9 protein-coding genes and 1 pseudogene are annotated in these 12798 nt (G+C 39.6%); 4 read left to right on the forward strand and 6 right to left on the reverse strand.

Annotated elements, in window-relative coordinates; all coding sequences use genetic code 11:
- Window positions 1-154: 154 nt before the first annotated feature.
- Complete coding sequence (locus HS960_RS00010; protein WP_120336360.1) at window positions 155-2194, reverse strand: M13 family metallopeptidase; 2040 nt, start codon at window positions 2192-2194, stop codon at window positions 155-157.
- Between the two features lie 457 nt (window positions 2195-2651).
- On the opposite strand from HS960_RS00010, the gene HS960_RS00015 reads away from it, so the two are divergent.
- Window positions 2652-5819, forward strand: coding sequence for a SusC/RagA family TonB-linked outer membrane protein (locus HS960_RS00015; protein WP_182330918.1), 3168 nt, complete (start codon window positions 2652-2654; stop codon window positions 5817-5819).
- 23 nt (window positions 5820-5842) lie between these two features.
- Window positions 5843-7330, forward strand: a complete 1488-nt coding sequence (locus HS960_RS00020) for a SusD/RagB family nutrient-binding outer membrane lipoprotein (RefSeq protein ID WP_153846503.1) — start codon at window positions 5843-5845, stop codon at window positions 7328-7330.
- Between the two features lie 91 nt (window positions 7331-7421).
- Here the strand turns inward: HS960_RS00020 and HS960_RS00025 are convergent, their stop codons facing one another.
- Both HS960_RS00025 and folE read right to left on the reverse strand, forming a co-directional pair.
- On the reverse strand, window positions 7422-8432 hold the full coding sequence (locus HS960_RS00025; protein WP_153846502.1) for a CobW family GTP-binding protein: 1011 nt from the start codon (window positions 8430-8432) through the stop codon (window positions 7422-7424).
- A gap of 66 nt (window positions 8433-8498) precedes the next feature.
- A complete protein-coding gene (folE, locus tag HS960_RS00030) occupies window positions 8499-9170 on the reverse strand; it encodes a GTP cyclohydrolase I FolE (RefSeq protein WP_153846501.1) in 672 nt (223 codons plus the stop codon).
- 168 nt (window positions 9171-9338) lie between these two features.
- On the opposite strand from folE, the gene HS960_RS00035 reads away from it, so the two are divergent.
- Window positions 9339-9830 (forward strand): hypothetical protein, encoded by a 492-nt coding sequence (locus HS960_RS00035; protein WP_153846500.1) that lies wholly within the window; start codon window positions 9339-9341, stop codon window positions 9828-9830.
- Between the two features lie 241 nt (window positions 9831-10071).
- Here HS960_RS00035 and HS960_RS26835 read toward each other — a convergent pair whose 3' ends face one another.
- From HS960_RS26835 to HS960_RS26965, 3 genes and pseudogenes are all read right to left on the reverse strand, one after another.
- Window positions 10072-10764 (reverse strand): hypothetical protein, encoded by a 693-nt coding sequence (locus HS960_RS26835; protein ID WP_228280358.1) that lies wholly within the window; start codon window positions 10762-10764, stop codon window positions 10072-10074.
- 63 nt (window positions 10765-10827) lie between these two features.
- A pseudogene (locus HS960_RS27075) lies at window positions 10828-10878 on the reverse strand (hypothetical protein); the annotation flags it as partial.
- On the reverse strand, window positions 10878-11366 hold the full coding sequence (locus tag HS960_RS26965) for a DUF389 domain-containing protein (RefSeq protein ID WP_262889712.1): 489 nt from the start codon (window positions 11364-11366) through the stop codon (window positions 10878-10880). The pseudogene HS960_RS27075 and the gene HS960_RS26965, both read right to left, overlap by 1 nt.
- Window positions 11367-11623: 257 nt before the next feature.
- Here HS960_RS26965 and HS960_RS00045 point away from each other — a divergent pair, with 257 nt between their 5' ends.
- A complete protein-coding gene (locus tag HS960_RS00045; RefSeq protein WP_182330919.1) occupies window positions 11624-12592 on the forward strand; it encodes an ROK family protein in 969 nt (322 codons plus the stop codon).
- Window positions 12593-12798 lie beyond the last annotated feature (206 nt).

The following is a 12798-nucleotide window of genomic DNA, read 5'->3' on the forward strand; positions in this document are numbered from 1 at the left end:
TTTGGTTGTTTGGTTGGTTGGTTGGTTGGTTGGTTGGTTGGTTGGTTGGTTGGTTGGTTGGTTGGTTGGTTGGTTGGTGCACAAAAGAAATAGATACTGGATTAAACAAAATTACAGGAGCTGCTTTGTTGAGACAGCTCCTGTAGAATGCCTCTTACCAGATTTTGATTCTCTCTTCTGGTGATTTATACAGTTTATCTCCTTGTTTAACATCAAAAGCTTTATAAAAAGCGTCAACATTGATCAATGGACCAAAACTTCTGAAATATCCTGGAGAGTGTGGATCAGTTTTAACTTGGTTGACCATATATTTTTCACTGGATAGGGTTCTCCACACAGTTGCCCAGCTTAGGAAAAAACGTTGATCTTGCGTGTATCCACTTATTTCACCTGGGTTTCCCTTATCTTTTAAATATAGTTGAAGTGCATCGTAAGCAATGTTTACACCTCCTAAATCCGCGATATTTTCACCGTTTGTAAATGTTCCGTTGACGAAAGTGCCTTTTACAGGTTCATATTTATCGTATTGAGCTGCGAGTGTTTTTGTTGCTTTTTCAAAATTGGCTTTATCTTCTGGTGTCCACCAGTCTACCAAGTTTCCGTCCGCATCAAATTGTGCGCCCGAATCGTCAAATCCGTGGCTCATTTCGTGGCCAATTACGGCACCTATACCACCGAAATTGACAGCAGCGTCGGCTTGTGGGTTGAAAAATGGCGGTTGAAGAATAGCGGCCGGAAACACGATCTCATTGTTTACGGGATTGTAATAGGCATTTACTGTTTGTGGAGTCATTCCCCATTCTGATTTGTCAACAGCCTTACCAATTTTAGCCAGATCCTTTTCATATCGCCATGTGGTGATATTTTGGAGGTTAGCATACAGATTACCGCCTTTATTTTCAGATAGAATATTCAATTTAGAATAATCTTTCCATTTGTCCGGATAGGCAACTTTTACAGTGAATTTGTTTAGTTTTTCAAGCGCTTTTCCTTTTGTAGCCGAAGACATCCAGCTCAAATCGTTGATATGCACTGCAAAACTTTTCTTTAAATAGTCGATCAATTCGACCATTTGTGCTTTAGCCTCAGCTGGAAAATATTTTTCGACATATAATTTTCCGAAAGCTTCACCTAATGTGGAATTGATCAGTTCAAATCCTCTTTTATTTAATGCTCTTTGTTCTTGTTGACCTCTTAAATACTTACCATAAAAAGCAAATCGCATGTCTCCTAATTTTTCGCTTAAATAAGAGGCACTACCGTTGATCATATGGAATTTTAAGTAATCTTTAATAACAGGAAGGTTTTGTGCACTGACCAATTTATCGAAGTTCTTGTAATAACCTAATTCCCCAATGATTACTTTTTCTGTATTGACACCTACTTTTTTAAGGTACTCAGGTAGATTTACATTTTTAACCAAGGCGGTTAACTCTGCCATAGTCTGTGGATTGTACTGTAACGTATTATCACGGCTTTGTTCATTGGTCAAGTAGGTCTTCGCAATGCTTTTTTCGTAGTCAACGATTCCTTTTGCGGCAGCATCAGCATTTTTATAGCCTAATTCGGTTAACATGGAAGCTACATATTTTTGATACTCGGCAATAGCTTCGGTATTTTTTTCATTTTCTTTTTGATAATAATCTCTTCCTAGTCCTAAGGAGGCATCTCCTAAGTAGACCGCGTTCATTTTGGAATCTTTTAAATCAGCGTAGACCCCCCAGCCATAGAAATTATTCTCACCTTCTTTCGTTACGGAAGTTAAATAATTCTGAAGATCTTTTAGGTTTTTAATCGCGTCGATTTTGTTTAAATTTCCCTGAATCGGCTTAATACCGTCTGCATTTCTTTTCTGTAAGTTCATGTAAGAAGCATACAGGTCCTGTATTTTTTTGCCCTCACTTCCTTCAGGAAATTTATCTTTTAAAAGTGAGTTCAGAATTTTCATCGAATTGTTGTCCGTATCTTCTGCCAATTTATTGAAGCTTCCCCAAGTGGGTTTGTCAGAAGGAATTTTAGCCGTTTTCATCCAGGTCCCGCTTACGTAGTTGTAAAAGTCATCCTGTGGACGTACAGATTTGTCCATTAAGCTCAGATCAAGTCCTTTGTCGGATCCTGTACCTGCTGTCTGTGCTTCCGCATGCTGTGTGTAAACTCCAGCCAAGAAAATTAGGGCGAGTGTTAATTTTTTCATTGTTGTTTTAATGTTGTATGATTTTCAATAATTTAATCTGGGAGTACGCACAAATTACGGGCAAAATAGCTTATGTTATTTGCTCCGGGTAATTCGATTTGTAGCAGCCATGTCAATAATTAGCGGTGATTTTTTTTAAGCTAAAAAAATCATTTACACAAATGACGGAAAATTCTAATTCAGCAGCAAGTAAATTTGATCATTATCTGTCATTTTATTAAACTAATCGGGTAGAGTAGCATGTTATTCGTTTGCTAACGAATAACATGGATATGCTTTTTAAAGAACGTCCTTTGATGTGTTGTTGAACGCTCCGCTATCTGACTTAGCTAAGCTATTTTAGGACAAAAAGAAATACTAAACTTAATATGGAAATACTAAACTTAATATGAATTTAGTTTAGTATTAATAAACGATGTTTAATATTGCTTACATTTTCATCTATAAGTAAGCGATTATGTTCAAACTATCCTATTCAATTTCACCTAAAGTTACTGGCCTAACATTGTCATTGGCCATGCTGGCTACACAGGGGTTTAGCCAGACCCGATCGTTCCAGGGGAGACTGGTCGATTCATTGAGTCAAGGCGCTATTCATGGCGCAACAATTCGTAATTCTCATTTAGCTAAGCTTGTTTCATCGGATCATTCCGGTAAGTTTGTGATCGATGCACATATCGGTGATACGCTAAGAATTGGCTACATGGGGTATCTTCCCAAGGTTTTCATTGTTGGTAATCAACCTTCATCCGTTATTTCGCTTATACCGAACCAACAATCCCTCAATGAGGTGGTTGTAACTGCGCTTGGTATCAAAAAAGAAAAGCAAGCTATTGGCTATTCAGTGCAGGAAATAAAAGGCAAAGACATGGTTAAAGCTCGGGAGCCAAATGCTATTTCTGGTTTAGCTGGACGCGTGTCTGGCTTAACAATTACACCGAGTACAAACTTATTTGGAGACCCGGGTATCACGTTACGTGGTCGGAGCAATATCCTTATTGTGGTCGATGGCATGCCGATTAATACCGATTCATGGAATCTTAGTCCGGATGATATCGAATCCTATTCTGTCTTAAAAGGGGCAAATGCTGCGGCATTATATGGGAACAGAGGTCAAAATGGAGCGATTGTGATAACGACAAAACGAGCAAAATCACAGGATAAAGGTTTCCAGGTTGAATTTAACTCAAGTACACAATTGCAGACGGGGTATAATGCGATACCAAAAATTCAAACCGAATATGGCCCGGGTTCAAATTATCAATATGCTTTTAAAGATGGTCGTGGGGGTGGAATCAATGACAACGATTACAATATTTGGGGACCCCGATTTGAAGGACAGCTTATTCCGCAATATAACAGCCCGATAGATCCAAAAACAGGACAGCTTATTCCCTTACCTTGGGAGGCCAGAGGAAAAGATAATTTGAAGAAATTTCTTCAGAATGGTCTTTTGAGTACAAACAATATTGCTATATCGACCAAAAATGATCATGGTGATCTACGCTTATCTGCGTCTCAGATGTTTCAACGGGGAACTACGCCTAACACGAAATTAGGAAGCACCAATATAAATCTTACCGGAGGCATTAACGCTGGTAGTAAGCTCCGTTTCGATGCGAGCATAAATTACAATAAGCAGTATTCACCAAATTATCCAAATATTGCTTATGGACCAAATAGTCCTATCTACATTCTTACATTGTGGGGAGCGGCAGATTATGATATTGATGATCTTCGCAACTATTGGCAGCCTGGGAAAGAAAATGTACAGCAGTACAATCGTGAATACACCATTTATGACAATCCTTGGATGACGGCTTATGAAAATTTGAGGACTTATGATAAGGATGATATCTACGGTTACGTGTCGGCTAATTACAAGCTTAATGATCAATTGTCATTAAATGCACGTACAAGTGCTAGTACCTGGAATAGGAATAGAACGATTAAAATTCCAATTTCGGCCAACTTATATAATTATAATATCGGTGGAAGCCGTGTTGGAGGTTATCAGGAAACCTATGATACTTTTTGGGAAAATAATACAGAGGTCTCCTTAAAATACCAAAACCGTATCGCCGAGGACATAGGCTTCTCAGGCTCAGTATTTGGTAATTTAAGAACCGTCAGTGTCAAATCGCTGTTTGCACGTACAGATCGTGGATTGACTGTGCCCGGTGTTTATGACTTAAGCAATTCGATCATGCCCACGGTGTCTACTAACGATCGTGCCCTGCGTCAGGTCGGAAGTGTTTATGGATTCATGGATGTAAACTATAAAAGTATGTTATTCTTAAATCTAACGGGGCGATTTGATAAATCTTCGACGATGCCGGTAAAGAATAACACCTACTTCTATCCATCGGCTTCACTAAGCGCTGTGATTTCACAGATGGTCACTTTGCCCAAGGTTATTTCCGCATTAAAAATCCGTGGAGCATATGCTAACGTTGCGAGTGATTTCGTCAATGAATCGGCCCAGTACGATATTTATAAACTTTTGCCGGCATACAGTAATTATGGTCGTTGGGCCAATTCAATGACCGGCGTAACATATACTGATGTATTACCTAACCCGGATCTCGTGGCAGAGCGTGTGAAGACGGCGGAAATAGGTTTGGAAACTCGTTTATTTAACAACCGTCTGGGTTTCGATTTTGCATTTTTTAGAAACCTGGAAGGTCCCAGGATTATTGAATTGGCTACGTCGGTTACTTCGGGTGTAAGAGCCAGACAAACCAATGGGTTGACTTTATTGCGTAAAGGTATCGAGCTGAGTATCGATGGGACTTTGATTCAACAGAAAGATTTTAGCTGGAATGTAATGGTCAATGCATCAACAAATCATGCCTGGCTACATGACATCGATGGGCATCAAACGCGTTCTGGGAATGTTCGTGTTGGTGAGCGATGGGACGGATATTACGTGAATGATTTTCAGCGTGATGAAAAAGGAATGCCAATTGTGGGTACAAACGGTTTACCAGCTTACAATCCTTATGTGAGCAGAATAGGTTATAGCGATAATAAATTTACGGCCAGTATCAGCAATAGTTTCCGATACCGTGATTTCAGTTTTAGTTTTCTTGTGGATGGCCGCTTTGGTGGTTTAATAAAAAATGTGCAGGATGCCAAACAATGGGGATCAGGAACACATCCCGAATCAGCGAATGAATATCGTCTAAAGGACTGGGAAAATAGGGATGTCAAAGATTATAAAGGAACTGTCATGACCAATGGGTTAAAAATAGTCAAGGGGCAGCTCAATACAGATCAGGATGGTAAGATAATCTCCGATACAAGAGAATTTGCCCCAAATGATATTTCTGTGTTGTGGCAAAATTGGGCCACTAATTACTATCAGTCGGGACCAATTACGGCCAAAAGCCGAACCTTTGTCAAATTGCGGGAGATCGTTTTCAGTTATAACGTACCTGCCAATTTGCTGAAAAATTCCAGATTCTTCCGCAGTGCAAGTGTTTCAGTGGTCGGTAGGAATTTGCTGTATTTCACTGGAAAAGGTACCCAAAATATGGATTTGGACCAATTCACCAGTGCTAGCTCAGACTACCAGACACCATCAGTAAAGAGCTTTGGTCTAAATCTTAATGCAACCTTCTAAAACCTTAGTCAAAATTTTTAAAAATGAAGTACTTTAAATCCACTCTCATTCTTCTCCTGTTCGGGTGCTCTTTCAGTTCCTGTAAAAAGATAACGGATCTACAAAAAGACCCTGCGGCTGTATATAATCCTGCTCCAAAACTTTTGTTTACGGGAATACTCATGCGTTCTTATGATGCGCCATGGAGTGAAGATCATCGACATAATCAGTACATGACACAAAATGAGGCCTATTATGCGGGGCAGCCTTATGGATGGACTACAGGCTCTTTCGAAACGCCCTATGGTATATTGCGTGATGTGTACCGTATGGAAATCGAAGCTGCAAAAACTCCTGAATTGAGTGCTGCTTATATGACCATGGCCAAATTTTTCAAGGCTTATTTCTTTGCCCGAACGACGGAAATGTTTGGTGATATTCCATTGACAGAGGCTCTGCAAGGTGAATCAGCGGGCAATTTTGCGCCCAAATACAATACCCAGTTGGAGGTATACCAGCAAGTGCTTAGCTGGCTTGAGGAGGCGAATAATGAACTGGCAAATCTCAAAGAAAAAGGCAATACATTAGATGGCGATTTCTTTTACAATGGCAAGCCTGAGCAGTGGCAGAAACTGGTCAACTCATTTAAGCTACGTGTTTTAATTAGCCTCAGCAAACGTGCCGATGATAGTCCCGCATTGCGGGTGAAGGAACGCTTTGCTGAAGTTTTGGCGAATCCAACCAAATACCCACTGATTCTTGAAAATCGGGATAATTTTCAACTCCTTTACAATAATATTAACACCTATCCGCTGTGGCCAACAGACGGTGTGATTATAAAAAAGGATGTGCGAAACACATTGGGAGCAACCTATCTGAATATTTTAAAGACTTTACAGGATCCAAGATTATCGATTCAGGCACTACCGGCTTCGGCGTTGCCTTCTGATCCTGCGCGCCCTTTCGACGCATACAATGGAGGGAAAACAGGCGACCTACAGAGTACCTTGCTAAAACAAGCGGCGGATGGACAGCTGTCTATGATCAATTTCGATTATTGGCTCGCTTCGCCGTCTGGGGTTCCGTCTATTCAACTTGGTGCCTCCGAAGTGCAATTTGCCCTGGCAGAAGGTATCAATCGCGGTTGGGCTAGCGGAGATGCTGCGGTAAGATTTCAGTCGGGGATAAGTCAGTCGATGCTGTTCTACGGAGTTTCTCAAGACAAGATCAATTTATTCTTACAGGCAAATCCTTACAAAGGGAACAATGCGGAAGGGTTAAAGCAGATCTTAACACAAAAGTATGTGGCATTTTTTGAAAACTCAGGAAAACAGGCGTTTTTTGAGCAGCGCCGGACAGGAGTGCCAGTTTTTGATATAGGACCTTCGAATGCCAATAATAACCAGATACCGAAACGGTGGGCATACCCTAAGACCGAATACAGTACCAACGAAACTTACTTGAAAGAAGCTTTGCAACGTCAGTTTAATGGATCAGATACCCAAAATGACATTATTTGGCTTATTAAATAAAACAAAAAACAAGGATAATTAGCCATGGAAAGACCTCTTGGATTTGTGTCCGAGAGGTCTTTTTACGTAGACAATTGTTTCTATAAATCGTTTATTGCTTCGCTTTGATGGTCAACATACGTATCAGGAGATCTTGTATGGAGAGACTATCCAGCTCTTTTCCAATAAATACCAGTGTATTCATTTTTCTTTCATCCTGTTTCCACTTGTTACCGTAGTCCATATCGACACGTGAACCGACTGTCTGTATAATGATTTTATTTTCTTCATCTTTTTTATAACCAATTCCCTTCATTCGGTAAATTTTGTTTGGATACTTGCCGACAAGTTTGCTCAAGCCGAGAAAAAGGTTTACGAAATTAAATTCTTCAGCAAAAGTATAGACGCGCGTTGCAATATCACTCAGATGTTGTTTTGTCAGACTTGATTTGCCAAGTATCATTGAACTGCTTAGATTAACATTCTTCAGAAAAGAAAAAGCTTCTATTTTTTTTGTGTACTTTATTCCTTCAATTATTTCGAAAGGAAATCCCTCCGTTACTGTTGACTGGAGAGTTTTCGCAAGTGGGTTTACATGTGCTAAGTAGTTGCTTAAATAGCTCAAATATGCTGAATGTACCGCTTCCGTTTTGTTGATGATAATGACGTCGGCGGCCGTGATTTGCCGTAACACTTCATCCCTTTCCTTGATCTGATCTTCAATAAGTGCAGCATCAACCAAACAAATAATTTTTTTTAATGGGAAGTAGTTCTTAAACATTGGATGCATTGTAAAGGGTTCTGTTATAGCATCGGGTATAGCAAGACCTGTACATTCAATAACGAGTTCATCAAAGCTGTCCTGTTTTTGATAGAGCGATTCGAGTGCGGTGTAAAGTTCATCGTTCAGCGTACAACAGAGACATCCCTCTTGGAGTGCTACCAGTTGTCCATAGTTTTCATTGAGCAAGGAGCTATCTATATTTAGTTGTCCTATCTCATTTTCAATGATAGCAAAACGTTTTTTCGGATAGGATTTCATTAGGGCATTTAGAAAAGTCGTCTTTCCTGCACCTAAAAAGCCAGTTAAAATGGTTACTGGACGAGCATGAGCTGTATTCATTTGCGATGATTATACATTTAATCTGCTTCTGTTATTATCCCAACGAAAGTTGGGGAAAGGCAGATCTTATTTCAATAAATTGAAAAATTCGTTTCGTTTACTTTCTGATAAGAATATACCGCTGTATTCCAGTGTTGTTGTACTGCTGCTAGTGTCTTTGACACCCCGAGCGGAGACACAGAGATGATCGGCATCAATCACAACAATAATATCATCTGTTGCTAAGGTACATCTGAGCTCATTGTAAATCTGTAAAGTAAGACGTTCCTGCACCTGTGGGCGATGCGCATAATAGTCTACAATGCGGTTTATTTTTGATAGTCCTATTACGCGGTCTTTGGGGATATAGCCTATATGTGCCCGCCCTACGATTGGTAAAAAATGGTGTTCACAGGCTGAATTTACCCGTATGTCTTTTTCTATCAATAGCTTATTGTAGCCATAGCGATTTTCGAAGGTGGACAGCTTGGGCTTGTTAACCGGATTAAGGCCATAAAACAATTCGTTGATATACATTTTTGCTACACGATAGGGCGTTCCGCTCAGACTGTCATCTTGGAGGTCGAGGCCAAGTTCATACATAATGCCCTTAAAAAGTTGAGATATCTTGTTGATTTTTTCTTCGTCTGTTCGATCAAATGCATCGGAGCGTAAGGGAGTATCCATTGAAGTCATCATGTGTTGGTCTCCTAAATCTTCCGGATTGGATGCCGCATCTTTTTTTAATAATGTGTTCATATATTAATTTTTATCAAATCGTGCTGATTATACCTGTTGCCTATTGTCAAATGGAGTTGTCATTTCATAGCGCTATTCGTGTTATAAATATAGTTAAAAAACAGTAAATGCAATATGGTTGCTTTTGTGTTTTTTAACTATATTTGATAGACAAATCTTTAATACGTTATGTTTAAGCAATTTATTCTAGTTTTTTTGTTTGTTATTGCAGGAAGTAAAACTAATCCAGTCTTTTCTCAAGGGGTAACGGAATCACAACATTTGGTCGATCATAAGCCTTTGATGAATGAGGTTTGGAAAACCTTTGACACTATGCTCTATAAAGTTAACAAGGTTAATGGCAAGACGGTTTACACCCCCTATTTTCCGAGTAAGCTGGTGAAACTGGATGGAACAAGTGTAGAGTTACAAGGCTATATGGTACCGTTAAAGGCCGGTCTTCGCCATAATAGGTTCCTTTTGTCGGTTTTGCCAGTGCAGCAATGTATGTTTTGCGGACAAAATGGTATTCCACCAATGGTGGAGGTTACGCTGAGCGACAACAATAAAGTGTGGTTAAAAGAGAATCCTGTTATTGTAAAAGGTTATGTTAAATTAAATGAGAAAGATCGGAGCAGGGTTGAAATCTTTATAAGAGATGCAGCTCTTCTAAAACAGTAGGGATTATCAAAAGCTAACGACTCCGCCAGGTCCACCAAAGAATGATTCCATAAATAAGCACGGCGACCGCAAGTAGTAAAAATAGTTCAAAACTTGTCTCCGGAAAACTAGTCGATTGTGAAAGAAAGGCGGATATAAGTGTTGTACGGCTAATTGTCTTAAAAGGTAGTGGATTTCAGGAAGTGAAGAAAGAGCTTGTTTAAACCGACGGATCGTCGGCATAGAACGAGCTGACTCAAGTCTATTTACGTATAATTTCCACACTATCTTTAGGAAAATGATTTTGTAGCCATTGTTGTAGCTTTTCCTGTTGTGTTTGAGGTAGCGGAGTTTTGGTAGAATAAATAAATGCGACAAGGTTGGCTAAGCTATCCTTTTTGCTGTAATGCTGTTGTATACCAATGCTATAGGAGCTTAGTTCGGGGAACAATACCAAGATATCCCGATCGAGCTGTGGATTGGCCAATTGGTATTTGGTAAGTTCATTATTGAGAGCTCTTATGGTAAGGTCTTTTTCACTTACAGCAGCGGTACGCCTATCGATTTCGCTAAGAATACTCGATTTTAGGTCTAAACTGTCCTGATGAATAACCAGCGAGGTATTGGTAATCCCAAATGTTTCCATGCTGTGTTGTAGAGACTCAACTTCTTTTTTGCTGAATTTTTTTGATAAGAAAGCCAGTTCTAATTTCTTTGGATTACCATTCATCTCCAGTTTTTCATAAATAACCGTATAACCTTTATTGCTCAATTCCTGTTGAACGAACTGATTTACTTTGTTTGTGTATTTTTTTTCTTGCAGTAGATTGTAGGCAAAATATACGCTCGGCAATACAAGTATAATTGTGATGATGGTAATACTTTGCGTAATTCTTTTTTCCCGTTGCTGATCGACATAATGTGTTTTGGGGTACCGTAAATATTTGACAATCACAAAGGTCGAAATGCAGATAAAAACACAGTTTATTATATATAGGAATAATGCGCCGGCGAAATAGCTGAAATTGCCTATTGCGAGCCCATAGCCCGCGGTACAGAGCGGAGGCATCAGGGCTGTTGCAAAATTGCTACTCCGGGAATTGGATTGCCCTTATCCACTCTTGTAATAGCAATGACACCGACCAGACCACCGAAGATTGCAATCATGACATCGTAAATATTGGGTGATGTGCGTGCTAGTAATTCAGATTGTGCCTCTTTGAAGGGACTTAAAAGAAAATAGATAAACGACACGACTAAACTGATCAATGTGGCGATCAGTAGATTTTTTAACGATTTTTTTAATAACGGAAAGTCAAAAGTCCCTAAGGCAAATCCAGCTCCTACTATTGGCCCCATTAACGGAGATATCAGCATGGCTCCTATAATGACGGCAGTAGAATTTACGTTCAATCCAACAGACGTCACTACAATCGCGCAGGCTAGAATCCAGGCATTAGCTCCGCGAAAAGAAATATTGCTGACAACATTTTCCAGAACAGCTTCCTTTTTTTCTTCACCTTGGTGTAGATCAAAAAATCGTAATATTTTATTCATAAATTTATTGTTGTACTAAAAAATATAAATATAGGGCCTAAACTATTCTTAACGTGCTAAAACTATGCCGCCTTTGGTAATTTGTTGTGCGTAGGCGGTAAAATAAAGTAGCGATGCCGGACACATCCAACTTTGATCGGATTGCTCGTGATCATAAATAGCGTTCCCTACAGATATAAAATGGCAAGAAGATTTTGTCGACTGCTCATAAAATATTATCTTTTAGTAATTTTAGAACTAAGAAACAAGAAATAGAAATGTCGTTAATAGATTTATCAAGACGCGTAGCGGTGGGAATAGATATCGGAGGGACCAATACGAAATTTGGCGTGGTCAATCATCGCGGTGAAGTACTTGAAAAGGGAAGCATAAAAACAGATGATTATGAGACAGTAGAGGATTTTATCGATGCGTTGTATGAAAAAGCATCTCCTTTAATTGAAAATTTTGGAGGTAAAGATAGCTTTGATGGAATTGGCGTTGGTGCTCCGGATGCGAATTATTATACTGGAACCATAGACCATGCGCCAAATCTTCCTTGGAAGGGTGTCATTCGATTCAGTGATTTAATGACCGCTAAGTTTAACATTCCCTGTACCATAACCAACGATGCCAATGCTGCAGCCTATGGTGAAATGCTTTTTGGTGCAGCGCGGGGAATGAAAGATTTTATTATGATTACCCTAGGGACAGGTGTCGGCAGCGGTATCGTCGCCGGCGGAAAGCTTATCTATGGTCATGACGGATTTGCTGGAGAATTAGGCCATACCATTGTTAAACCTGGAGGAAGGAAGCATTGGAGCACAGGTTCTGAAGGAAGTTTAGAAGCTTATGCATCCGCGACAGGAATAACGATCACGGCAAAGAAAATGAGAGCTGAATTTCCTGAGTCGATGTTAAATCAGTATCCAGAAGATGCTATAAATTCGAAGACTGTTCATGAATGTGCTTTGAAAGGGGATGCGATTGCCATCGAAGTATTTAGATATACGGGACAGAAGCTGGGTGAGGCCCTGGCCAATTTTGTGATGTTTTCATCTCCTGAAGCAATTCTCCTATTTGGTGGGGTAATTAAAGCCGGTGATTTTATCTTAAAACCTGCGAAGCTGCACATGGAAAGAAATCTTTTTCCTTTGTTTAGGAATAAAGTGAAACTTGTCTTTAGTGAATTGGAAGAAGCTGATGCTGCTATTCTTGGCGCAAGTGCATTGGTTTGGGAAAAATAAAATATTAATTTGTTCTCAAGATACTAACGCCATCTATTAGGGACACCGTTTGTATCTTGAGAACAGGTTTTTTAAGTTGTTAATTTATAAGGCCTTTCTGTTAGGGTAAATCCAATACGCTGCCCAGAATTAGCGAAGAAATAACCGACTATTTCATTCCTAAGGAAAGCTGCTGTTATTTTTCGTGCATCTACAGGCATAGTCTT

The organism is Sphingobacterium paramultivorum, from assembly GCF_014109745.1.
GTDB classification, from domain to species: Bacteria; Bacteroidota; Bacteroidia; order Sphingobacteriales; family Sphingobacteriaceae; genus Sphingobacterium; species Sphingobacterium paramultivorum.